Source organism: Blautia sp. Marseille-P2398, assembly GCF_964240315.1.
Taxonomy (GTDB): Bacteria; Bacillota; Clostridia; order Lachnospirales; family Lachnospiraceae; genus Blautia_A; species Blautia_A wexlerae.
On sequence record NZ_CAXSTD010000007.1, the window covers coordinates 174421 to 199901 of the forward strand.

At 41.0% G+C, this 25481-nt stretch carries 20 protein-coding genes and 3 pseudogenes; 19 read left to right on the forward strand and 4 right to left on the reverse strand.

The window, feature by feature from the left end; translation table 11 throughout:
- Positions 1-244 precede the first annotated feature (244 nt).
- The 4 genes from ACESZG_RS10015 (at position 245) to ACESZG_RS10030 (ending at position 8647) form a co-directional block, all read left to right on the forward strand.
- Positions 245-472: an HPr family phosphocarrier protein gene (locus tag ACESZG_RS10015; protein WP_020993699.1), complete on the forward strand. Its 228-nt coding sequence runs from the start codon at positions 245-247 to the stop codon at positions 470-472.
- 373 nt (positions 473-845) lie between these two features.
- Entirely contained in the window at positions 846-2471 is a 1626-nt protein-coding gene (locus ACESZG_RS10020) for a CTP synthase (protein WP_195982053.1), read from the forward strand.
- A gap of 16 nt (positions 2472-2487) precedes the next feature.
- Positions 2488-7041 carry a glutamate synthase large subunit gene (gltB, locus tag ACESZG_RS10025; RefSeq protein WP_373218079.1) on the forward strand — a complete coding sequence of 1518 codons (4554 nt, stop codon included), beginning with the start codon at positions 2488-2490 and terminating at the stop codon, positions 7039-7041.
- A 121-nt stretch (positions 7042-7162) separates the two neighbouring features.
- Positions 7163-8647, forward strand: a complete 1485-nt coding sequence (locus tag ACESZG_RS10030) for a glutamate synthase subunit beta (protein WP_025579452.1) — start codon at positions 7163-7165, stop codon at positions 8645-8647.
- A gap of 261 nt (positions 8648-8908) precedes the next feature.
- On the opposite strand, the pseudogene ACESZG_RS10035 reads toward ACESZG_RS10030, so the two are convergent.
- Positions 8909-9355: pseudogene (locus tag ACESZG_RS10035) on the reverse strand (transcriptional regulator); the annotation flags it as partial.
- Between ACESZG_RS10035 and ACESZG_RS10040 the strand changes: the two are divergent.
- From ACESZG_RS10040 to ACESZG_RS10070, 7 genes and pseudogenes are all read left to right on the forward strand, one after another.
- A pseudogene (locus ACESZG_RS10040) lies at positions 9348-9629 on the forward strand (site-specific integrase); the annotation flags it as partial. The pseudogenes ACESZG_RS10035 and ACESZG_RS10040 sit on opposite strands and share 8 nt — an antisense overlap.
- Positions 9623-9862: pseudogene (locus ACESZG_RS10045) on the forward strand (TnpV protein); the annotation flags it as partial. The pseudogenes ACESZG_RS10040 and ACESZG_RS10045, both read left to right, overlap by 7 nt.
- 93 nt (positions 9863-9955) lie before the next feature.
- Entirely contained in the window at positions 9956-10801 is an 846-nt protein-coding gene (locus tag ACESZG_RS10050) for a MerR family transcriptional regulator (RefSeq protein WP_025579456.1), read from the forward strand.
- Complete coding sequence (locus ACESZG_RS10055; RefSeq protein ID WP_025579458.1) at positions 10798-11493, forward strand: ABC transporter ATP-binding protein; 696 nt, start codon at positions 10798-10800, stop codon at positions 11491-11493. Before ACESZG_RS10050 ends, ACESZG_RS10055 begins: the two co-directional genes overlap by 4 nt.
- 3 nt (positions 11494-11496) lie before the next feature.
- Positions 11497-12669 (forward strand): hypothetical protein, encoded by a 1173-nt coding sequence (locus ACESZG_RS10060; RefSeq protein ID WP_025579460.1) that lies wholly within the window; start codon positions 11497-11499, stop codon positions 12667-12669.
- Positions 12670-12983: 314 nt separating this feature from the next.
- Positions 12984-13241, forward strand: a complete 258-nt coding sequence (locus ACESZG_RS10065; protein WP_025579462.1) for a type II toxin-antitoxin system HicA family toxin — start codon at positions 12984-12986, stop codon at positions 13239-13241.
- Entirely contained in the window at positions 13225-13587 is a 363-nt protein-coding gene (locus tag ACESZG_RS10070; protein ID WP_008704906.1) for a type II toxin-antitoxin system HicB family antitoxin, read from the forward strand. Before ACESZG_RS10065 ends, ACESZG_RS10070 begins: the two co-directional genes overlap by 17 nt.
- Before the next feature lie 189 nt (positions 13588-13776).
- Here the strand turns inward: ACESZG_RS10070 and ACESZG_RS10075 are convergent, their stop codons facing one another.
- Positions 13777-13938 carry a hypothetical protein gene (locus ACESZG_RS10075; protein WP_368196844.1) on the reverse strand — a complete coding sequence of 54 codons (162 nt, stop codon included), beginning with the start codon at positions 13936-13938 and terminating at the stop codon, positions 13777-13779.
- On the opposite strand from ACESZG_RS10075, the gene ACESZG_RS10080 reads away from it, so the two are divergent.
- From ACESZG_RS10080 to ACESZG_RS10110, 7 genes are all read left to right on the forward strand, one after another.
- A complete protein-coding gene (locus ACESZG_RS10080) occupies positions 13881-15203 on the forward strand; it encodes a glutamine synthetase family protein (RefSeq protein WP_008704905.1) in 1323 nt (440 codons plus the stop codon). The genes ACESZG_RS10075 and ACESZG_RS10080 overlap by 58 nt on opposite strands.
- Positions 15204-15451: 248 nt before the next feature.
- Positions 15452-16006, forward strand: coding sequence for an ANTAR domain-containing response regulator (locus ACESZG_RS10085; protein WP_118573040.1), 555 nt, complete (start codon positions 15452-15454; stop codon positions 16004-16006).
- A 391-nt stretch (positions 16007-16397) separates the two neighbouring features.
- Positions 16398-17729, forward strand: a complete 1332-nt coding sequence (gene aspS, locus ACESZG_RS10090) for an aspartate--tRNA(Asn) ligase (RefSeq protein WP_347061819.1) — start codon at positions 16398-16400, stop codon at positions 17727-17729.
- 62 nt (positions 17730-17791) lie between these two features.
- Positions 17792-18085 (forward strand): Asp-tRNA(Asn)/Glu-tRNA(Gln) amidotransferase subunit GatC, encoded by a 294-nt coding sequence (gene gatC / locus ACESZG_RS10095; RefSeq protein ID WP_008704901.1) that lies wholly within the window; start codon positions 17792-17794, stop codon positions 18083-18085.
- Positions 18086-18096: 11 nt separating this feature from the next.
- Positions 18097-19566 carry an Asp-tRNA(Asn)/Glu-tRNA(Gln) amidotransferase subunit GatA gene (gene gatA / locus ACESZG_RS10100; RefSeq protein WP_347061817.1) on the forward strand — a complete coding sequence of 490 codons (1470 nt, stop codon included), beginning with the start codon at positions 18097-18099 and terminating at the stop codon, positions 19564-19566.
- A complete protein-coding gene (gene gatB / locus ACESZG_RS10105; RefSeq protein WP_026650061.1) occupies positions 19563-21005 on the forward strand; it encodes an Asp-tRNA(Asn)/Glu-tRNA(Gln) amidotransferase subunit GatB in 1443 nt (480 codons plus the stop codon). Before gatA ends, gatB begins: the two co-directional genes overlap by 4 nt.
- A 421-nt stretch (positions 21006-21426) precedes the next feature.
- Entirely contained in the window at positions 21427-22641 is a 1215-nt protein-coding gene (locus ACESZG_RS10110; RefSeq protein WP_118512443.1) for an LL-diaminopimelate aminotransferase, read from the forward strand.
- A gap of 390 nt (positions 22642-23031) precedes the next feature.
- On the opposite strand, the gene ACESZG_RS10115 is transcribed toward ACESZG_RS10110, so the two are convergent.
- Entirely contained in the window at positions 23032-23205 is a 174-nt protein-coding gene (locus tag ACESZG_RS10115; RefSeq protein ID WP_008704896.1) for a hypothetical protein, read from the reverse strand.
- A 173-nt stretch (positions 23206-23378) separates the two neighbouring features.
- Positions 23379-24575, reverse strand: coding sequence for an ATP-binding protein (locus ACESZG_RS10120; protein ID WP_008704894.1), 1197 nt, complete (start codon positions 24573-24575; stop codon positions 23379-23381).
- 140 nt (positions 24576-24715) lie between these two features.
- On the opposite strand from ACESZG_RS10120, the gene ACESZG_RS10125 reads away from it, so the two are divergent.
- Positions 24716-25075, forward strand: a complete 360-nt coding sequence (locus tag ACESZG_RS10125) for a helix-turn-helix domain-containing protein (RefSeq protein ID WP_373218084.1) — start codon at positions 24716-24718, stop codon at positions 25073-25075.
- Positions 25076-25481 lie beyond the last annotated feature (406 nt).

Below are 25481 nucleotides of genomic sequence, written 5' to 3' on the forward strand. Positions count from 1 at the left end.
GAAACCTGTCGATGATATATGGAATCAATCTCACATAATGGTAAAACCAATATAGGATGAAGCCATACATAATGTATAAAATAATGCTGTGAAAACATATATAAACGAACAAAATGCACAATAGAACCCCTGCGCTTTATGAAAATTGGATAAATTTAAAAACTTGACAAATTCTGAAATGTGGAACATAATATGGGCGTCTGATAGAAAAAAACAAAGAATGTTTTCAGAAAGGGTGATCACGATGTCACAGAGTAAAATCAAGTTAAATGCAACTGAAGAGGTGCAGGAATTTGTGAATGCTGCAAGCAGATGTGATTTTGATATTGATGTTTATTACAACAGATTTTTAATTGATGCCAAATCAATCCTTGGTGTACTTAGTCTGGATCTGACCAGAGAACTGACAGTAGACTGCCACGGGGAGAGCCGGGAATTTGATCGTACATTGAAGAAATTTGCAGTTGCATAAATTTTGCATTTTTATAACCGAATAATTATTGCAGAGAAGACGGGTCTGGAAGATGAATTTTTACAGATTCGTTTTTTCTGTATTATGACTGTGTTCAGAGTAATTCCATAAAATATAACTGCTTCATAGTTTATCAGAAGGAACTTATTTGATTTGTTTTTGCTTAAAAACGGGAAATTCATTATTGACAAACGAAAAAAAATGTTTTATAGTATAGCATATTTTTAAAGAAAGCCAATTGAACATATTATTATAGAAGATATGATGATCTGACAAAGGCGTCAGATGCAGAATACCAGATGGGTCAAGTGCCCTCTGATAGCTGCATCTGACGCTTTTTTATTAACAAAGGATGATGGAGGAGGAAATCAAAATGGCAGTGAAATACGTATTTGTTACAGGAGGAGTTGTTTCCGGTCTTGGAAAGGGAATCACAGCTGCATCTCTGGGGCGTCTTCTGAAAGCGAGAGGATACCAGGTAACCATGCAGAAGTTTGATCCTTATATCAATATCGACCCCGGAACCATGAACCCGATTCAGCACGGAGAAGTTTTTGTAACAGACGATGGTACAGAGACAGACCTGGATCTGGGACATTATGAGAGATTCATTGATGAGAGTCTTGATAAAAATTCCAATGTGACAACCGGTAAGGTTTACTGGTCTGTTCTTCAGAAAGAACGTCACGGGGATTTCGGCGGGGGTACCGTACAGGTAATTCCTCATATTACAAATGAGATCAAGAGCCGTTTCTACCGCGCCAAATCACCGGAGGAAAACAAGATTGCCATTATCGAGGTGGGAGGAACAGTCGGTGATATTGAAAGCCAACCGTTCCTGGAAGCAATTCGTCAGTTCCAGCTCAATGTGGGACATGACAATGCAATCCTGATTCACGTAACATTAATTCCTTATTTAAAGGCATCTGAAGAACTGAAAACAAAACCTACACAGGCAAGCGTAAAGGAACTTCAGGGAATGGGAATCCAGCCGGATGTACTGGTGTGCAGAAGTGAACATGAGCTGACAGAGGACATTAAAGAAAAAATCGCTTTATTCTGCAATGTACCTGTATCACATGTACTTCAGAACCTGGATGTGGAATATTTATATGAAGCTCCTCTTGCAATGGAAAGAGAGAAGCTTGCAGATGTAGTTCTTTCAAGTCTCCGTCTGGAAAACAGAAAACCGGATTTAAGTGACTGGGAGGAAATGGTAGAAAGTCTGAGAAATCCGAATAAAACAGTAAAGATCGCAATTGTAGGAAAATATACACAGCTTCATGATGCATATCTCAGTGTAGTAGAGGCACTGAAACATGGCGGAATTTCCTGCAGAGCCAAGGTAGAGCTTGACTGGATCGATTCTGAAGAACTGACAGAGAAGAATCTGGATCAGCAGCTTCACAATGTAGATGGTATTCTGGTTCCGGGTGGTTTCGGAAACAGAGGTACAGAAGGAATGATCCTGGCAGCACAGTATGCAAGAGTACATAAGATTCCATATCTTGGAATCTGTCTGGGAATGCAGATGGCAATTGTAGAATTCGCCCGTCATGTACTTGGATACGAAGATGCAAACAGTATTGAATTGAATCCGGAAACTAAACATCCGGTAATTGCATTAATGCCGGATCAGGAAGATATCGAAGATATCGGTGGAACCTTAAGACTTGGAAGTTATCCATGTATTCTTGCAGAAGGTTCCAGATCCTATGAACTTTTTGGTAAAAAAGAAATCCAAGAGCGCCACAGACATCGTTATGAAGTAAATAATGCATTCCGTAAAGAACTCCAGGAGAAGGGAATGAATATTGTAGGAACTTCCCCTGATAACCATATCGTAGAGATGATCGAGATCGCAGGGCATCCGTTCTATGTAGGAACTCAGGCCCATCCGGAATTCAAATCCCGCCCGAATCATGCACATCCTTTATTCAGAGGATTCATCCAGGCGGCCGTCGATAAGAAAATAAGCGAAGAACAGCAGCAGAAATAGAAAGGATGAGGAGATTATGAAAGAAGTGAGAGAACAGCAGCAACAGCAAGGTATGTACAGGCCTGAATTTGAGCATGACAACTGCGGTATCGGAGCAGTTGTCAATATCAAAGGCAAGAAAACCCACGATACTGTTGCAAATGCATTAAAGATCGTAGAACATCTGGAACACCGCGCAGGTAAGGATGCAGAAGGCAAAACCGGTGACGGTGTAGGTATCCTTCTCCAGATTTCCCATAAATTTTTCAAGAAAGCCTGTAAGAAAGAGGGATTTGAGATTGGCGATGAGAGAGAATATGGCATCGCACAGTTTTTCTTCCCGCAGCACGAGATCAAACGCGCACAGGCAAAGAAGATGTTTGAGATCATTCTTGAGAAAGAAGGCCTGGAACTTCTTGGATGGCGTCAAGTCCCAGTATTCCCGGAAGTGCTTGGACACAAGGCAAGAGAATGTATGCCATGTATTATGCAGGCATTTATCAAAAAGCCGGAAGATGTGGAAAAAGGTCTTCCATTTGACCGTATGCTCTACATTGCAAGACGTGAGTTTGAACAGAGTAATGACAACACTTACGTAGTATCCATGAGCAGCCGTACCATCGTTTACAAAGGTATGTTCCTGGTTGGACAGCTTCGTACTTTCTTCGAAGACCTCCAGAGCCCGGATTATGAATCTGCTATCGCTATGGTACACTCCCGTTTCAGTACCAACACAAATCCAAGCTGGGAGAGAGCACATCCGAACCGTTTCATGGTACATAACGGTGAGATCAACACCATCCGCGGCAACGCAGATAAGATGCTTGCAAGAGAAGAGAACATGGAATCTCCATACCTGGAGGGACAGCTTCACAAAGTGCTTCCTGTTGTAAACAGAAACGGTTCCGACTCTGCAATGCTTGACAATACACTGGAATTTCTGGTAATGAGCGGTATGGAACTTCCGCTTGCAGTTATGATCACAATCCCTGAACCATGGGCAAACAATGACACCATTTCCCAGGCAAAACGTGACTTTTATCAGTACTATGCAACTATGATGGAGCCATGGGACGGACCTGCATCTATCCTCTTCTCAGACGGTGATGTTATGGGTGCAGTCCTTGACAGAAATGGTCTCCGTCCATCCAGATATTATATTACTTCTGACGGCTATATGATCCTTTCCTCAGAGGTGGGTGTTCTGCCAATCCCGGAAGAGAAAATCGTATTAAAAGAGCGTCTCCATCCTGGAAAAATGCTTCTTGTAGATACTGTAAAGGGAAAAGTAATTGATGACAATGAACTAAAAGAGGGCTATGCAAAAATGCAGCCATACGGTGAATGGCTGGATAGTCATCTGGTACAGTTAAAAGATATCAAGATTCCTAACGAAAGACCGGAAGAATATACACCTGAGCAGAGAGCACGTCTGCAGAAAGCATTCGGCTATACTTATGAGCAGTACCGTACTTCCATCAGAAACATGGCGTTAAACGGAGCAGAGAGCATCGGAGCTATGGGTGTGGATACCCCGCTTGCAGTATTTTCCAAACAGAACAGACCATTATTTGACTACTTTAAACAGCTCTTTGCACAGGTTACCAACCCTCCGATTGATGCGATCCGTGAGGAAATCGTTACCAGCACAAGTGTTTATGTAGGTAAAGACGGAAACCTGCTGGAGCAGAAACCGGAAAACTGTCAGGTATTAAAGATTAATAACCCGATCCTGACAAATACAGACATGATGAAGATCAAGAGCTTCAAGCATGAGGGCTTCAAGACAGCTGTTGTTTCTACCTTATATTACAAGAGCACCAAGCTTGAGAGAGCAATTGACCGTCTTTTTGTAGAAGTAGATAAAGCATTCCGTGAGGGTGCAAACATCCTTGTTCTTTCAGACAGGGGAGTAGATGAAAATCATATGCCAATCCCGTCACTTCTGGCAGTATCCGCAGTTCATCAGCACCTTGTAAAAACAAAGAAGAGTACCTCTCTTGCCATCATTCTGGAATCCGGAGAACCGAGAGAAGTACATCATTTCGCAACTTTACTTGGTTATGGTGCAAGTGCTATCAACCCATACCTTGCCCTTGAGACAATCCATGAGCTGATCGACAGCCATATGCTGGACAAAGATTACTATGCAGCAGTAGATGACTACAATCATGCAGTCATCAGCGGTATTGTAAAGATTGCTTCCAAGATGGGTATTTCCACCATCCAGTCTTATCAGGGATCTCAGATTTTTGAGGCAATTGGTATCTCTTCTAATGTGATCGAGAAATACTTTACAGGTACAGTCAGCCGTGTGGGCGGAATCACACTGGAAGACATCGAAGAGAATGTAGAGAAACTTCACTCAGAAGCATTTGACCCGTTAGGACTTCCGACAGACCTAACACTGGATAGCGTTGGTGCACATAAGATGAGAAGCCAGGGAGAGGAACATCGTTACAATCCTCAGACCATCCATCTTCTGCAGCAGTCCACATGGACTGGAAGCTACGATCTGTTCAAACAGTACACAGATCTGGTGGATAAAGAAAATCACGGAAACTTAAGAGGACTTCTGGACTTTAAGTTTGCTGAGACTCCGGTTCCACTTGAAGAAGTGGAGAGCGTAGATGATATCGTAAAACGATTTAAGACAGGTGCCATGTCCTATGGTTCCATTTCACAGGAAGCACATGAGACACTGGCAATCGCCATGAACCACCTCCATGGAAAATCCAATACAGGTGAGGGTGGTGAAAGTGATGAAAGACTGGATTCCGCAGGAAGCAGTGATGACAGATGCTCCGCAATCAAACAGGTTGCCAGCGGACGTTTCGGTGTAACCAGCCGTTACCTTGTATCTGCAAGAGAAATTCAGATCAAGATGGCACAGGGTGCAAAACCTGGTGAAGGCGGACATCTTCCTGCAAAGAAGGTATATCCATGGATTGCCAAAACCCGTCATTCCACACCGGGTGTCAGCCTGATCTCCCCGCCACCGCACCACGATATCTATTCTATCGAGGACCTGGCACAGTTAATCTATGACCTTAAGAACGCAAATAAATATGCAGATATTTCTGTTAAACTGGTATCTGAAGCAGGTGTGGGTACAGTCGCAGCAGGTGTTGCCAAAGCAGGTGCACAGACGATCCTGATCTCCGGTTATGACGGAGGTACAGGTGCAGCTCCAAGAAGTTCTATCCACAATGCAGGACTTCCATGGGAACTGGGACTTGCAGAAACACATCAGACACTGCTTAAAAACGGCCTGAGAAATCGTGTCCGCATTGAGACAGACGGTAAGCTTATGAGTGGTCGTGACGTTGCGATCGCAGCATTGATGGGTGCAGAGGAATTCGGTTTCGCAACAGCTCCTCTTGTAACTATGGGCTGTGTGATGATGCGTGTATGTAATCTGGATACCTGCCCGGTTGGTGTGGCAACACAGAATCCGGAGCTCCGCAAGAGATTTAAAGGAAAACCGGAATATGTCGAGAATTTCATGCGTTTTATCGCACAGGAATTAAGAGAGTATATGTCCAAACTGGGATTCCGTACAGTCAGCGAAATGGTTGGACGTACAGATCTTCTGGTTCAGACAGACAATGTACCAGAACCACATCAGGGTAAAGTAGATTTAAGCGCAATTCTGAACAACCCATTTGCAGGCAAAGACCAGAAAGTTACCTTTGACCCGAAAGCTGTATATAATTTCGAGCTGGAAAAAACCATGGATGAAAAAGTTCTGGTTAAGAAATGTGCAAATGCAATCAATAAAGGTCAGAAAACAGAGCTTTCTGTAAATCTGACAAACATTGACCGTACATTCGGAACCATCCTTGGTGCAGAAATCACCAGAAAGAATAAAAACGGACTTACAGATGACACCATTACTGTACACTGCAACGGTGCCGGCGGACAGAGCTTCGGCGCATTTATCCCCAAAGGACTTACATTGGAACTGACCGGTGACAGCAATGACTATTTCGGAAAAGGACTTTCCGGTGGTAAACTGATCCTGAAGGTTCCGGAGAAAGCTGCATACAAAGCAGAAGAGAATATTATCGTAGGTAATGTTGCCCTTTACGGTGCAACCAGTGGTACTGCATTTATCAATGGTGTTGCAGGTGAGCGTTTCGCAGTCCGTAACTCCGGTGCATCTGCAGTTGTAGAAGGTGTAGGAGAACATGGCTGTGAATATATGACAGGCGGCCGCGTAGTCGTACTTGGTAAGACTGGCAAGAACTTTGCAGCAGGTATGAGCGGCGGTATCGCATATGTACTGGATGTGGATAATGTTCTTTACAAGAACCTGAACAAAGCTATGATTTCCATCGAAAAAGTGGAAAATAAATATGACAAAAAAGAACTTCGCGACCTGATTGAAGCTCATGTAGAAGCAACAGGTTCCAAACTCGGTGCGAAAGTTCTGGCTGACTTTGATTATTATCTGCCGCACTTTAAGAAACTCATTCCAAATGAGTACAAGAAGATGATCACTTTAAGTGCAAAACTGGAAGAAAAAGGTCTGAACAGTCAGCAGGCACAGATGGAAGCGTTCTATGAAAGTATTGGCGCTAAACATTGATAATAATTGAATATATCGTGTGAACTTATCAATGTTGCCCCGTCATCTTTTAGAATAAATAAAAAGGTGGCGTGGGCCATACCATTATTGCCGCAGCAAGTGCGGCGAAGAGGAGGAAATCATGGGCAAACCAACAGGATTTTTAGAATATGAGAGAGAGACGGCAAAAGTTCTGCCGCCAAAGGTCCGCATCGCAAACTTCAAAGAATTCAGGACCCCGTTAAATAAAGAAAAACAGAAACTTCAGGGCGCACGCTGCATGGCATGCGGCGTCCCATTCTGCCAGTCAGGTATGATGATCGGCGGTATGGCATCCGGCTGCCCTCTGCACAACCTTGTACCTGAGACAAATGATCTGGTTTATACAGGCAACTGGAAGCAGGCATTCTTAAGATTGAGCAAGACACACAGCTTCCCGGAATTTACTTCACGTGTCTGCCCTGCACTCTGCGAAGCAGCCTGCACCTGTAATATAAACGGAGAACCGGTATCCACCAAAGAAAACGAACGTGCGATCATTGAGACAGCCTATGAGAACGGATGGGTAACCCCGCAGATTCCGGAAGTACGTACAGGCAAGTCTATTGCAGTCATTGGAAGCGGTCCGTCCGGACTGGCAGCAGCCCAACAGTTAAACAGACGAGGCCACAGTGTAACTGTATTTGAAAGAAAAGACCGTGTAGGCGGACTTCTCCGTTACGGTATTCCTAACATGAAGTTGGACAAAGCTGTTGTTGACAGAAGAATCCATCTTATGGAAGAAGAGGGAGTGAAATTTGTTACAAATGTAAACGTAGGAAAGGACATCAAAGCAGAAGAACTTCTGAAACAGTTCGACCGCGTCATCCTTGCCTGCGGAGCATCCAATCCACGAGACATTAAAGTTCCGGGACGTGATGCAAAAGGAATCTACTTCGCAGTAGATTTTCTGGGACAGGTAACAAAAGCTCTTCTGGATTCTGACTTTGCCAAAGTTCCATATGAACTTGCAAAAGGCAAAAATGTTCTGGTCATCGGTGGCGGTGATACAGGAAATGACTGCGTAGGAACATCTATCCGTCTGGGTGCCAAATCTGTGATCCAGTTAGAGATGATGCCCAAGCCGCCAGTGGAAAGAACACCATCCAACCCATGGCCGCAGTGGCCGAGAGTCCTCAAAACAGACTATGGCCAGGAAGAAGCTATCGCAGTATTCGGACATGATCCACGAGTATACCAGACTACGGTTACAGAATTTATCAAAGATAAAAACGGAAATGTCTGCCAGGCAAAGCTCACAAAATTAAAGAGTGAAAAAGATCCAAAGACAGGACGTATGATGATGGTTCCTGTAGAAGGAAGCGAAGAAGTCATCCCTGTAGATGTAGTCCTTATCGCAGCCGGATTCCTTGGCAGTGAGAAATATGTAACAGACGCATTTAAGGTAGCCATCAATGGAAGAACCAATGTAGATACAAAACCAGAGCAGTATCAGACCTCCGTAGACAAAGTCTTCACAGCAGGAGACATGCACAGAGGCCAGTCCCTGGTAGTATGGGCAATACGTGAAGGCAGAGAAGCTGCGAAAGCAGTGGATGAATCACTGATGGGATATTCCTATCTGTAAAAATAAGATAAAATATGAGAAAGGTGCTATTGTCTGACGGAAAAAGACGTCAGGAAGTAGCACCTTTGTTTTTTGAAATGATTTTCGGGTGTTTCGGGTATTACAATAATTGTAGTTTAGTTTGAATAAACAAAAATACTTAGTAAACCCAGCGTTTATACGGGTTTGCAGCATTTTTAAAAGTCTTTTGATAACAAATTGATAACGGTTGTATAAGAGCAATTATTCTCGTAATCCAGTGGTTTTAGGGTTAGAGAATGATTAATAGGTGGTTGTGCAACAAATAAATCCATATTTATCTGGTTTGAGTCGGTCTTGGAATATTCCGACCAGAGCGTTGCTAAGTTTCTGTGACGGAACTTTTGCCCATGTTTGCGTAGTATCAAATTCCGGGTAGTGGTAACGCCACTCATCGTATTTGTCCTTGCTGATTTCTTCAGAAGATAGCTTGTCAGCCTGCTCTTTCCAGGCATACAGCATTTTCCAGAGTTCGTGAGCGTCCTTGCCTTTGAAAGTATCGACTTTCAGGCAGATATCTTCGTCTGATTCACTGACTGTTAGACCGTACAAATCTTCAAGGGTAAATAAAGTGTGTATCAGTCCGATATAGCTGTCAATGTCAGGCACATCGAGGGCATGAGGGGAAACATCCAAAGTCTGTGCCAGTGCAGCAATAAGTTCCGCTTTCGGTTTTCTTGTTCCTGTTTCCTTTTACGTTTTTGAAATGCTCTACTGGTGCGGTATCCGTGAGGGAGAATTGTTGGCACTGACCGCCGCTGACTTCAATTTTGAGAAAGAAACGGTCAGAATCAATAAGTCCTATCAGCGATTACACGGCGAAGATGTGATTACCACACCGAAAACAAAGAAAAGTAACCGTGTGATCAAAATGCCGAAGTTCCTCTGTGAAGAAATGCAGGAATATTTGCAGATGCTTTACGGATTGAAGAAGAAAGACCGAATCTTTACGGTCACAAAGAATATCGTAGAGGTGTATATCTGAATCTGCTTACAAGTGGAAGGTTGAATGATTATTTGGCTGATATAGAAGAACAGGCACAGAAACACTTTGAAAGGATTGTAGAGCAGATGGCAGAGAGTGAAGGTATTACCGAACAACTTAAAGCAACTGATCAGGTGGCTTGGGTAGTAGAAATGAATAATATTTGGAGTAGAGCAAGAGAGGTTGTGAATGCTGAATTGATTTATAACTAAAAGAGAAGAGATTTTGGATAAATGCTTGACTGTAAACCTTGTTTATAGCTTATTCTTAAGATAAAATAGAGTTGCTTGAAAGGAGTGCATAACATGAAAATAAAAGACGTAGAAGAACGAACAGGTTTATCCCGTTCTAATGTTCGTTTTTATGAAAAGGAAAAACTCATTGAGCCTTCAAGAAACGAAAGTAATGGTTATAGAGATTATTCAGAAAATGATGTGGAAAATATAAAGAAGATTGCATATCTGCGTACATTAGGAATTTCTATTGAGGATATACGAAGCATTATATCTGGAAAAGTAACATTGCAGGAAACGCTTGAGAGGCAGAATGAAATATTAAATAGTCAGATTACTGATTTGAATAAGGCAAAACGCATGTGCGAAAAAATGTTGGGTGAAGAAAGTATTAGTTATGAAAAATTACAGGTAGAACAATATGTAACAGAGTTGCAGGATTATTGGAAAGATAATCAAATTGTTTTCAAACTGGATTCAGCTAGCTTTTTGTATATATGGGGAAGTATGCTTACTTGGATAACGATTACCGTACTATGCTTGATTATTGGGACATTGTCTTATTCTAAGCTGCCGACAGAAATTCCGGTACAATGGAGTAAAGGTGTGGCAACATCTTTGGTGAATAAAAATTGGATTTTTATTTGTCCGGTTATTTGTATTATAATCCGTTATTTATTAAAACCTTTTATCTATGCCAAATTACAGATGAATAATTATTATGGAGAAATTATAACAGAGTATTTGACAAATTATATGTGTTTTATTGTATTGTCAGTAGAAGTTTTCTCAATACTTTTTACTTTCGGAGTGGTAAAAAGTGTTGTTGTACTTTTATTTGTGAACACGGCAGTCTTTATGGGATTGTTAGTAGTCGGATTGACGAAAATGGATTTGAGAGGAAAAGAAATTTTATGATTCAGATTTCAAATTTAACTAAAAAATATGGTGAAACAGTCGTTTTTTCGAACTTAAACTATACATTTGAAAATACTTGTATTTATGGACTTGTTGGAAGAAATGGAGCTGGAAAGACTACCCTTTTGAATATACTTTCGAATTATGATAAAAATTATACGGGAGTAATTTCTATCGACGGAGAAAAAATGAACAAGGTTGATTATCTTGATATGCCGGTTGCCTATGCAATGGATCAACCAAGTTTTTTTAATGAGCTGACAATATATGAAAATCTTCTTTTAATTGCTTCGAGTAGAAAGATAAAAAAGCAAGAGGCATTTGATAAAATCGAGAGGATTTTAGATGGGTTGGGATTAAAAAAGTATGAGAACTATTCTCCGTCAGAACTTTCAAAAGGTACAATGCAACGACTAAATAATGCTTGTGCAATGATACAAGAAGAAAAAATTACTATTTTTGATGAACCATTCTCAGGGCTTGATCCTGTCCAAATGAAACTTTTAGAAAATGTAATAGTAGAGTTTCACAAGAAAGAAAAAGGAATTTACATTATTTCAAGCCATGATATAGAGTGTTTACAAAATGTTTGTGACAAGTGTCTTTTGTTACATAACGGACAAATTAGAGAAATCAATACGGAGGAAGTTGATAGAGAGAAAATCGCAAAGATTTTATCTGAAGGGGAATAAAGTATGTATCAGTTGCTTTTGAAACAGAGATTCAAATTTGCAGTTAGAATGATTAAACGAAATATAGGTGCTTATCTTATACTGATTGCTATTGTGCCATGTATTCTTATATTACAATCTATGATTCAGACAACCCATGGAATGGATATTGCTGTTTTTATACCGTATGGTATTCTCTGCTTCTTGTTTATGAATTTGTTTGGAACAATACCAAGAATGCGTATTTTTCCTGAAACTTATATTTGGAAAATAGAAAAAACATATATTTGGCGAGTGAAGAAGATAGGAAAAAGCACGGTACTGACGTTGTGTGTTGCGTTGATTTTATTTTGGGCTTTCCCAATGGAGGGAATAGTTTTGAGACAGTTTATTGTGGTTATGATCTGTAACCCAATCGTCAATATGCATACGGTTTTATCGACGCAATATAAATATCGGGATATTACGAATATATGTATGTTAGCAGTAGTAATGATTTGCTTTTTTAATAGAAGTGTATTTGTTGCCAGTGTACTATTGATCATTTACGGATTATATTTCATTTTATATCCTTATTTTAGCTATCAAGCAATTATCCCGTTCTTTCAACAATATAATCAGATGTTATATGGTTTTTTGAATAGGGAATATGATACAGTCTTGCAAACACAGGATGAAGTGTTTTTCCAAAATAATCAGAGAGAAATGAAGGGACTGATGAAGAAATATTATGGCAACCGCTACCGTTTTTTGATGGTTTATGAGGTGGTTAGTGTTATTAGAAGAAAGAAACAGATTATGTATCAGTATTTTGCGATTGTTTTAATCACAATGTTATTATCGCAGATAGAGGGAAAATATATTGAGTATGTATTATTGTTTTCTATATTGATATTAGGACAGAATGTTGTCAGCTATAATGTGCAAAATGAATTACGTTTAGTTAAAAAAGGATTTCCGCTCAGATATTCTTTAAAAGAAAAATTACAATGCAAGTCAGTTATTGGAATGTTCTTGTTGTTACTCCCGATGCTCTGTTATTGGATAGCGTATAAATTTGAATTATTTAGTATTCTCCTTTGGATATGGATGCCGATTCAGAGTATTATAATATATACAGCAAAGAACCGGCTGCAAAGGTTACTATATATACTTCCATTTTATATTTTGTCATTGTTATCTATGAGAGTATGGTAGATGTTTTTTTAACAATAAGATTATTGATTTTCTAAGCAAAACCGCTTATAATTTGAGTCGGAACATATTGCTATTATCCACAGCAAATAATACTTTTGTTACATTAAATTTGCATATCTACATATCTAAAATAATTTTTGAACCATTCGGCTCATCCATTTCCCTTTATGATTAAGTACAAAAGACAGTATTTTTGAATTTGTATTTTGCGTATTTTTCTTTCGGAGAATACGGAAACCTTTTCAAATTTGGCATAGAAAAATTGATTGACACCATATACGATACCACATATAATGTAAATAGGAGATATAAGAATGTCAAAATGGGATAAACTGATAACACGTATATGTAATTTATCAAAAGATCTTCGATTTGATGAATTGCGAAAAGTATTGGAAAGTTATGGATATGAAATGAATGTTCCGAGAAGTGGAAGCAGTCATTATACATTTAGAAAGTCTGGATGTATGCCTATTACAATACCAAAACATGAGCCGATAAAGAAAGTATATGTAGAAATGGTAAGGGAAATAGTAGAAAGTGAGGCGAAGAATCATGAAGACGCTGAATGATTATATGTCAATGTCCTATCGTATGGAAGTTGTAGAAGATAAAACCGAAGGAGGATTCGTAGTTTCGTATCCGGATCTCCCTGGTTGCATTACCTGCGGAGAAACAGTGGAAAGTGCAATTTCAAATGCCCTGGATGCAAAAAAAGCATGGCTTGAAGCTGCATTAGAAGAAGGAGTAGAAATCCATGAGCCGGATAGCCTTGAAGATTATTCCGGACAGTTTAAACTGAGAATTCCAAGAAGCCTGCATAGACTACTGGCAGAACATTCTCAGAGAGAGGGAATCAGTATGAATCAGTATTGCGTATATCTTCTTTCAAGGAATGATGCGGTATTCTCAAAATAGCGATTATAAGTAAGCTACAAAGTGTGTTGTCGAGATCGGAGCGCACAGTAACATGGAAAGAGTCGATGATTTATTAACGAAAAATAAGCAGTTGACAAAAAATAAGCATGTTGTTATAATTGCCTACATGAACAAAGGCGTTCTTTCTATAGAAAAGTAACTGTAGAAAGTGCGCCATTTTTTATATCATTATAAGAAGAATCTATAAAACTTCCAGACAGGACAAAACTGTATCGAAGAATCATTAAGAAAGCAAAAACAGCAGAAACTATGCTGACAAGGAGTGAATGAAAATGGGGAATTATACCAGAGAAGAAATATTACAGATGGCTGAGGAGGAAGACGTGGAATTTATCCGTCTCCAGTTCACAGATATGTTCGGAACGCTGAAAAACATCGCCATAACTGCCCGGGAACTTCCCCGCGCACTGGATAACCGATGTATCGTAGATGGTTCCTTTATCGCAGGAATCGCAGGAGAATCCGAACCGGATATGTACTTAAGACCGGATCTTGACACCTTTGCAATTCTCCCATGGAGACCACAGCAGGGCAAAGTTGCCAGACTGTTATGCGATATCTATTGTCCGGACGGAACCCCTCATGAGAGAAGTCCGAGATATATCCTGAAGAAAACCGCCCGGGAGGCAAAGAAGGAGGGATACACCTGTCTGGTAGATCCGGAATGTGAGTTTTTCCTTTTTCATACAGATGATAACGGAGTTCCGACTACTGTAACACATGAAAAGGCCGGATATCTGGATGTCAGTCCTGTGGATCTGGGTGAAAACGCAAGACGTGATATTGTATTAAATCTGGAAGACATGGGGATTGAGGTAGAATCTTCTCACCATGAAACTGCTCCTGCACAGCACGAAGTAGATTTCAAATACGGTGAAGTCCGTACGATTGCAGACCGGATCATGTCATTTAAGATGACGGTCCGTACCATTGCCAAACGCCATGGACTTCATGCGACGTTTATGCCGAAACCAAGGGCAGAAGTAAACGGCTCCGGAATGCACATTCATTTCTCCTTATTTAAAGATGGAAGAAATGTATTCGTCAATCCGGGAAATCCACAGGAATTAAGCGAAGAAGCTTATTACTTCGTAGGAGGTCTTCTGGCTCACAGCAAAGAGATGGCACTGATCACCAATCCTATCGTAAATTCCTACAAACGTCTGGTTCCGGGCTATGAAGCACCGACAGAACTGACATGGACAAAGAACAACCAGAATTCACTGGTAAGAATTCCGGGATCCAGAGGTATGGAGACAAGGATCGAACTGAGAAGTCCGGATGCAGCAGCAAATCCGTATCTGGTATTTGCAGTATGTCTGGCAGCAGGACTGGATGGAATCAATAAGAAGATTTATCCGACTAAGTCCTCCAGCAGAGAGTTATCCGAAACAGATCAGAAAACAATGAAGATTGAAAATCTTCCGGGAAATTTGAACGAAGCAATTGATTACTTCGAACAGAGTGACTGGATCAAAGAAGTACTTGGAACAGAATTTTGTAAAGAATACGCAGCAGCCAAGAAAAAAGAATGGCTTCGCTATACAAGAGAAATTTCAGCCTGGGAAATCGAGGAATACTTATACAGAATTTAACCGAATCAAACAAGTCCCCTGTAGAAATTGTAAAAGGCAATAAGCAGTGGGTGGGGACTTGTTTGTATCAGGAGGAGCGAAGCTTCTTCTGATAAACTGCGAAGCAGTTATTCGGTTATGAGCAAGTAGCGAAGCGGATTGCGAACATCCGCTTGATCAAAATCAAACAAGTCCCCTGCAGAGGTTGCAAAAAGCAATAAGCAGTGGACGGAAACTCAGGCTGTAACAGAAATAGGAGTGGCAGAGTTATGAGCAGCAGCATTGTGATTGCGTTACCGAAAATTGAAGACGCAAAGAAAATCCGCACAATACTTAACAGACATGGGCTCACAGTAGCCTCTGTCTGCAGCTCTGTCTCTAATGCGCTGGCCAGTATCTCAGAGCTTGACAGTGGTGTTCTGATATGTGGGTATAAGCTGACAGATGCCTATTATAAAGACGCTCTCGATAACCTGCCACAGTATTTTGAAATGTTGCTTCTGGCTTCTCAGCGTATTATAGATGAAGCACCGAATTCCGTCAGCACTGTACAGATGCCGATGAAAGCAAGCGTACTGATAGATACGGTCAATGACATGCTCTATCATCTGGAACGCCGGATCAAAAAAGAAAAAAAGAAACCAAAGCCCAGATCAGAAAAAGAACAGAATTATATCTCGAATGCCAAACGCCTTCTGATGGAAAAAAACCAGATGACAGAAGAGGAAGCATACAGACATATCCAGAAATGCAGTATGGATTCTGGTACTAATATGGTAGAAACTGCACAGATGCTGCTTATGCTGATGTATGATGAGATTTGATTTATCGTATGTACTAAATAAAACATCTGAAAATAATCGGAAAAATTTTGTAAAAAATGACGATATTATTTTGACAGAATATGTGGTAATATACAGAATATATTTTTGTTCATATCAAGTTAGAGGCAAAATATATTTTGACCCTAACATCATATTATATATAGAAAGAACACAAACAAACATAAAATAGATAATAACAGGAAGAATGATTACAAAGGCGTAATCAGAGAGTCCAGGGGATAAGTGTCTCCGGATTTTCTGATTACGCCTTTTTGATATTCCAGGGTTTTAAGCCAAAAAGTCGTTGTGCTTGCACGAAAAGCCTTTTGAACTTGAAACCAGTGAAGATATCACAAAGGTTTTCAGAAATGAAGAAATGGAGGATGAGGAAATGGAATTTATGGATGGAACATGGAAAAAAGAAATCAATACCTGGGAGGAACTCGTAGGTAATAATCTCCTGAACCAGGAAGCCGTAATCGAAGGCGCTGTTCACAGCATCCGTAATATGGGTGATGTGGCATTTATCATTCTTAGAAGAAGGGAAGGCTTATTCCAGACAGTCTATGAAAATGAAATGGCAAATGTTTCCATTCATGAATTGAAGGAAGCAATGACGATCAGGGTGAAAGGAATCCTGCATGAAGAGGAGAGAGCACCCCACGGAAGAGAGCTTCGTATTCGTCATATTGATATTTTATCAACACCGGCAGAGCCACTTCCAATGGCAATCGACAAATGGAAACTGAACACTTCCCTGGAAGCAAAATTAAACTACAGACCGATTTCCCTGAGAAATATTCAGGAGCGTTCCAAATTTAAAATCCAGGAGGCACTGACAAAAGCATTCCGTGATTATCTCTACGGACAGGGATTCACAGAAATCCATACTCCGAAGATCGGAGCCAGAGGAGCAGAGGGTGGGGCAAACCTTTTCAAATTCAGCTACTTCCACAAACCTGCAGTACTTGCGCAGAGCCCACAGTTCTACAAACAGATGATGGTTGGCGTATTTGACAGAGTATTTGAGACAGGCCCCGTATTCCGGGCTGAGAAACATAATACCAAACGTCACTTAAATGAATACACCAGTCTGGACTTCGAGATGGGATATATTGACAGCTTCGAAGAAATTATGGCAATGGAAACAGGATTCCTCCAGTATGCCATGAACCTTCTGAAAACAGAATATGCAAAAGAAGTACAGATTTTGAAGCTTGAGATTCCGGATGTATCCAAAATCCCGGCAGTCCGTTTCGATGTAGCCAAGGAACTGGTATCACAGAAATATAACCGTAAGATCAGAAATCCATTTGACCTGGAGCCGGAAGAAGAAGCACTGATTGGACAGTATTTCAAAGAAGAATATGGCTCAGATTTCGTATTTGTCACACATTATCCGTCAAAGAAACGTCCATTCTATGCAATGGATGATCCGGAAGACGCAAGATTTACCTTAAGCTTTGACCTGTTATTCAAAGGCCTTGAGATCACAACAGGCGGACAGCGTATCCATGATTACAACATACTGGTACAGAAAATTGAAGACAGAGGTATGACGCAGGAAGGCATGGAACAGTATCTGGATACCTTCAAACATGGTATGCCGCCTCACGGTGGACTGGGAATCGGTCTGGAACGTCTGACCATGCAGCTTATCGGTGAAGAGAATGTTCGTGAAACCTGTCTCTTCCCGCGAGATATGAACCGTCTGGAACCGTAAATAAGAAGTCGGAAATAAAAGCAATATAGAATGTTACAGGCAGTATATATAAGGAGAAAATCATGGCAAAGATCATAGATGATGAAACAATGGAAAATGTCTGCATCCTGGCCAAGCTTTCCCTCTCGGAAGAAGAAAAGGAAAAAGCAAAAGCTGAAATGCAGAAAATGCTTGATTATGTAGAGAAACTGGATGAACTGGATACATCGGAAGTAGAGCCTATGTCCCATATTTTCCAGGACGAAAACGTATTTCGTGAGGACGTTGTCACAAACGGAGACAACAAAGAAGCAATGCTGGCAAATGCACCGAAGGCAAAAGAAGGACAGTATCAGGTTCCGAAAACCATAGGATAGGAGACAGGACAATGGAGTTGGAAAAATTAACAGCCCTGCAGCTTGGGGAAAAAATAAAACAGCGTCAGGTCAGCGTCCTGGATGGAGTAAAAACTGTTTTTGAACAGATTGAGAAACAGGATTCAGAAGTACACGCTTATCTTGACACATATAAAGAAGAAGCATACAAACGTGCAGAAGAAGTACAAAAAGGCATCGAGGACGGTACTTATACCAGTCCTCTTGCAGGCGTACCGATCGCGATCAAAGATAATATCTGTATTAATGGAAAGAAAACTACCTGTGCATCAAAGATTCTTGAGAATTTTGTGCCTCAGTATAATGCAGAAGTCATTGACCGTCTGGAAAAAGCCGGACTGGTCATTATCGGAAAAACAAACATGGATGAATTTGCCATGGGAAGTACAACAGAGACCTCCGCTTACGGCATCACCAGAAACCCATGGAATCTGGAACATGTACCAGGCGGTTCTTCAGGTGGTTCCTGTGCAGCAGTAGCAGCAGGAGAAGCTTATCTGGCACTTGGTTCAGATACAGGCGGATCTATCCGTCAGCCAAGTTCCTACTGTGGTGTAACCGGAATTAAACCAACCTATGGAACAGTATCCCGTTATGGTCTTGTAGCTTATGCATCTTCCCTGGATCAGATCGGACCTGTAGGAAAAGACGTATCTGACTGTGCAGCTCTTCTGGAGATCATCGCAGGACATGATACAAAAGACAGCACATCCATGAAAAGAGAAGATCTTCAGTTCGCCAAAGAACTGACAGGAGATATCAAGGGGATGAAATTCGGAGTTCCTGAAGAATATCTGGCAGAGGGACTTGATCCGGAAGTAAAAGCATCTTTTATGGGTGTTCTTGATACGCTGAAAGAACTGGGAGCAGAAGTAGAATTCTTCTCTATCAAAACCATGGAATACATGATTCCGGCTTATTATATTATCGCCAGTGCAGAAGCAAGTTCCAACTTGGAACGTTTCGATGGAGTGAAGTACGGTTTCCGTGCAGCAGAATATGAAGGTCTTCATGACATGTACAAAAAGACCAGAACAGCAGGCTTTGGTGAGGAAGTAAAACGCCGTATCATGCTTGGTTCCTTCGTGTTGAGCTCCGGTTATTATGATGCATACTATCTGAAGGCACTCCGCACAAAAGCCCTGATCAAGAAAGAATTTGACCAGGCATTTGGCAAATATGATGTGCTCCTTGCACCTGCATCTCCATTTACAGCACCGAAGATCGGTGAAAGCTTAAAAGATCCCCTTGCCATGTATCTTGGAGATATCTACACAGTAGCAGTCAATCTCTGCGGTCTTCCGGGAATTACAGTTCCATGCGGAAAAGACAGCAAAGGTCTCCCAATCGGTATCCAGATGATTGGGGACTGCTTCATGGAAAAGAAAATCCTGCGTGCAGCACACGCCTATGAAACCAGCCGCGGCTCCTTTGCCGTGCCAGGAGAAGGAGGCACCAGATAATGAAACAGTACGAAACAGTCATAGGACTTGAAGTCCATGTAGAACTTGCAACAAAAACAAAAATTTTCTGCGGATGCTCCACTGAATTCGGAGGAGCACCCAATACACATACATGCCCGGTCTGCACAGGTATGCCGGGTTCCCTGCCTGTATTAAATAAGAAAGTAGTAGAGTTTGCCCTGAAAGCAGGTCTTGCAGCAAACTGCCAGATCCATCAGTACTGCAAATTTGACCGTAAGAACTATTTCTATCCGGACAACCCACAGAACTATCAGATCTCTCAGTTATATCTGCCAATCTGTCATGACGGATGGGTAGAGATTGAAACCTCTGCAGGCAAAAAGAAAATCCGCATCCATGAAATGCATATGGAAGAGGATGCAGGTAAACTGATTCATGATGAATGGGAAGACTGCTCCCTGGTAGACTATAACCGAAGCGGTGTCCCGTTGATCGAGATCGTATCCGAGCCGGATATGAGAAGCTCTGAGGAAGTAATCGCCTATCTTGAAAAACTCCGTTGTATGATGCAGTATCTGGGTGTATCAGACTGTAAGCTTCAGGAAGGTTCCATGCGTGCAGACGTTAACCTTTCTGTCCGTGAAGTGGGAGCAGAAGAATTCGGTACCAGAACAGAGATGAAGAACCTGAACTCTTTCAAAGCCATTGCCAGAGCAATCGAAGGCGAAAGAGAACGTCAGATCGAACTGATCGAAGAAGGCAAGGCAGTTACACAGGAGACACGCCGTTGGGATGACAACAAAGAATATTCTTACGCCATGCGTTCCAAGGAAGATGCCAAAGACTACAGATATTTCCCTGATCCAGATCTGCCTCCAATCCATATCTCTGATGCATGGATTGAAAAGATTAAAGCGGAACAGCCGGAGCTTCGCGAAGTGAAACAGGCCCGTTATCAGGAAGAGTACGGACTTCCGGCATACGATGCGGGAATCCTTACAGAATCCCGCCATCTTGCAGGTCTTTTTGAAGAAACAGCAGCAATCTACGGAAATGCAAAGAAGACAGCAAACTGGTTTATGGGTGAGGTACTCCGTCTGACGAAAGATAAAGCTATGGATCCGGAACAGGTATCTTTCTCACCGAAGCATCTTGCAGATCTTCTGGTAATGGTAGAAAAATCCGAAGTCAGTCCTCAGAATGCCAAAAAAGTCTTTGAGAAAGTCTTTGAGGAAGACATTGATCCTGTAGCCTACATTGAGGAACATGGTCTGAAGATTGTAGAAGACACAGGACTTCTGGAAGAAACCATCAACAGGATCCTGGATGCTAACCCCGGACCACTTTCAGAACTTCTGGGAGGTAAAGATAAAGTCATGGGCTTCTTTGTAGGTCAGATCATGAAAGAGATGAAAGGCAAGGCAAATCCTGCAAGCGTCCGCGAGACACTAATGAAAGAAGTAGAGAAGCGCAAATAAAATAAATCACCCCGGACATTATGCCCGGGGTAAAAAATGTTACTGTTCACTCTGTTCACAGCAACACGCTTTGCGATGCAGGAAATATGAACCTCCTTGTGCAATGCCCAAGGAGTATCGTTTGCTTCGCAAACTTAATTTATGCTAATCGCATAAATTCGCACAGTATGTCTCGGGTTTTCTGTGACCTTCGCTCACAAAAAACACCTCGCGGGATATTATCAGTGAACAGTAATGTTAATATTAAAAATTATTCTCAGAAAACACTTTGAGACTTTACATTATTAAATAATTAAGTATAATAAAACTCGAATAAAATATATTTGCAGAAAAGACACAAATAGAAATGGAAAGGCAAAGCAGCAGCCTGCTGTAGACAGGTATATAAAAACTGCGAAACATGCCAGGGAGGAAATCAAACATGGTAACAGTAAACCACAACTATCTGAAATTACCGGGAAGCTATCTGTTTTCCACAATTGGAAAAAAAGTAAAAGCATATAAAGAAGCCAACCCACAGGCAAACGTGATCTCACTGGGAATCGGTGATGTAACCCAGCCTCTGGCTCCGGCGATCATTGAGGCACTTCATAAATCTGTAGATGAAATGGGTGATGCAGCTACATTTCATGGTTATGCACCTGATCTTGGTTATGAATTCTTAAGATCTGCCATTGCAAAGAATGACTACAAAGACAGAGGCTGTGACATTGAAGCAGACGAAATCTTTGTATCTGACGGTGCAAAGAGCGATTCCGGAAATATCCAGGAAATATTCGGACTGGATAACAAGATTGCAGTGTGCGACCCTGTATACCCAGTATATGTAGATACAAACGTAATGGCAGGCCGTACAGGAGAATACAACAAAGAACGTGGCAACTTTGATAACGTAATCTATATGCCATGTACAGCATCCAACGGCTTCCTTCCGGAATTCCCGGAAGAAGTACCGGATCTTATCTACCTTTGCTTCCCGAATAACCCAACCGGTGGTGCGATCACCAAACCGCAGCTTCAGGAATGGGTAGACTATGCAAATAAAAACGGTTCTGTAATTATCTATGATGCAGCATACGAAGCATACATCTCCGAAGAAAATGTACCGCACAGCATCTATGAGTGCGAAGGAGCAAGAACCTGCGCCATCGAGCTGCGCAGCTTCTCAAAAAATGCAGGTTTCACAGGTGTCCGTCTCGGCTTTACAGTTGTACCAAAGGATCTGGTTCGTGACGGTGTAGATCTCCACAGTCTCTGGGCAAGACGTCATGGCACAAAATTTAATGGTGCGCCATATATCGTACAGCGTGCAGGAGAGGCTGTATACTCTCCTGAAGGAAAAGCACAGCTGAAAGAACAGGTAGGTTACTACATGAGCAACGCCAAAGCCATCTACGAAGGTCTGGCATCAGCAGGCTATTCCGTATCCGGTGGCGTAAACGCTCCGTATATCTGGCTGAAAACACCTGATAAGATGACTTCCTGGGAGTTCTTTGACTATCTCCTTGAAAAAGCCAACATTGTAGGAACTCCAGGCTCAGGATTTGGTGCTCATGGTGAGGGATTCTTCCGTCTCACTGCGTTTGGAACACATGAGAATACACTGGAAGCAATTGAACGAATTAAGAATCTGTAAGCAGCTTCCTGATAGGGACGAGTGGGATTATAATTTCGCAAAATTTAACCGAATCAAGTAAGTTCCCTGCGGAGCAGTTATTCGGTGTAGAGCTGCATAGCGAAGCGGATGATTTTATCCACTTGACTATGAAAATGAAAAACGGCAGGACGAAAAGCCTTAAAACTCAAGGATTTCGGACCTGTCGTTTCTATTTTATAAAAAATATATATGGAATTTGATTACTATTTAAGTATTAATGTTGTTTTCTGAGATAATCTGTCGAATTTGTTCCTTTGCAACTGCCATAAAAAATACTCCTTTTCGATAAGAATTGTCATATCTGAATTCTTACCAAAAAGGAGTTATTTTTTACCAAAAACACAAACTATTTTACACTACCTACTGGTATTAAAAGATGTAGAAACCTTCTTCGCCAAAATAATCATCCAATTCATCCTCATTTAGGAAATAATCCATATCCAGAAGTTCATCCTCGCTCATACGGCGAATGTCCATGGACGTCATGCCTTCAGGTGGATTATCCATATATTTTCTGCGCAGTTCCTCAATATCTGGTTTCATGTTATTGATCTCTTGGAACAATACGGAACCAGTATTCCGATATTTGAGAGCGTGATTCCGGTATCTGTGAAGGCTGCAGAAGCTAGTGCCGAAGGAATCAGTATCTATGGTTACTGTATTATTGCAAAGTATCCAACATTTCAAAAGAGAATGACGGAGATATTTCGCCTTATTTATTCTTGTAGTAACCAATCGGTTATATCGTGAATTTGGATTCCTTCATAGCTATATTGGGGATGTTTGGTTCTGGCAATAATCATTTTCGGATAAGCATCTCGAATCTGAAGCAGAGGAGAGCGTTCTCTCTCAAATGTTTCCTGCCCGGAAATGTTGTCGCTGACCTGAATATAAAACTTCTCGCTACCTCTCTGAGCAACAAAGTCGATTTCCTTTTGATAAAGCTTGCCGACATAAACATCATATCCACGGCGAAGAAGCTCGATGCATACGATGTTTTCATATACTCTGCCATAATCCATATTTCTGCTCCCCAGTATTGCATATCGAATACCGCTGTCACACAAATAGAACTTTTCAGAGCTTTCAAGGTATTTCTTACCTCGGATGTCGTATCTCTTAATATCATAAAATACAAAAGCATTGCACAAATACTTAATGTATTTGCCGACGGTTACATGATTGGTTGGAGTTTCATTTGCTGTCAGTAGCTGACTGATCTTATTAGGAGAAGTCAGGTTGCTGATATTATCCATAAGGAACTCGCTCAGACGTTGTAAAACCAAAGTGTCAGGGAGATTATATTTCTGTACCAAATCCCTTGTAACAATAGTTTCGTAGACCTCTTTGATATAGTTTGTTCTGTCTTTTTCGGTTCTATAAGCATAGGAACCTGCTAAACCGCCCTTGATAGCGTACTCATCAAAGAGCTTATCTTTGTCACTGATATCATCATAATATTGGCAATATTCCTGGAAGCTGAAAGGAAACACATGAATTTCAATATAGCGTCCGGTAAACAGAGTTGCCAGATCCGCACTCAACAGGAAAGCATTAGAGCCTGTTACATAGATGTCGTATTTTCCCTTAGAGTACAGGCTGTTGATTGCCAGCTCAAACTTGGGACACATCTGAACCTCGTCTACAAACAGGTAGTTCGTTTTGCCTTCCTGATAATGTTCTTCCACATAGGAGTGTAAGGCATGGTATTCCTTGATTTCTTCATATGCTAAATCCATGAAGTCAATGAAGATAATATTGATGTTTTCAAAGTTGTTTTTCAGATACGCAATATATGCCTGCATCAGTTTAGACTTACCAGATCGACGAATACCCGTGATGATCTTGATGTCAGGAGTGCCATTCAGTTCAATGATTCTATCGAGATATTTTGCTCTCGTGATTGTTTTCATTTAGTCACCCACTTTCAAAAATTGAAGTTTTTTCATTTTTCGAAACCGCTTTGTTGTACTTAGTATACTGTCTGCTAATAGTATATGCAAGATGTCGCTTTCAAAAACACAAATTTTTTTATTTTTTGAAAGTGAAAACTATGTATAGGCAACCCGATTCTTTACTTAATTTCAGAAAAAAAGTAAAAAAATTTGCTCTTGACCACTGTAAAACATGCTCTGAGCATTATGAAGAACTTGCACAGGAACAGAATATTGTTCTGGCTAATTTCCGGCGGAAGAAATTATCACAAACCGGAATACGGGGAAGCAATAGAAATATAAAGTATCTTACTTTTGATGAAGCTTCCTATCTGGCAAAGGTCAGCAGAAGCATGATCAACAAATGGGCGGATAAAGGAAAGTTTACGGTAATAAAAGTTGGCAGTCGGGTTAGGATCCGTCGGGATGAATTTGAGGACTGGATGGAACAAAGAGATTTGGAAAGGAGCATGCAATAATATGGCATCCTTTTCATGTTCCTTAATTATTAGCTGGAGCAAACAACCAGCTAACTTTCAGAGCTTTACAGAGCTTGACAGAGGGGGTATTCAGAATAACTCAAATTGAATAACTGCGCGTCGCATTCTCGTTACTTCCAGTGATGAGTTAGACGGCTTGAATGAAAAAGTAAATTCTACATTCTAATACTCTTGCAAGGTAGAATTTAAAAATTCATACTTAAATGAAAAACTAAATTCCAGCTGTGGATTATCTCAGTAACTATGCGGGATTAAATTCTGTAATGCACCTTGCTACGAAAATAAAACTCGTAGCCAAAAACTGAACCTTGCTACGAAAATAAAACTCGTAGCCAAAAACTGAACCTTGACAACAAATGTTTTCAACAATTATGAAAGCATCACT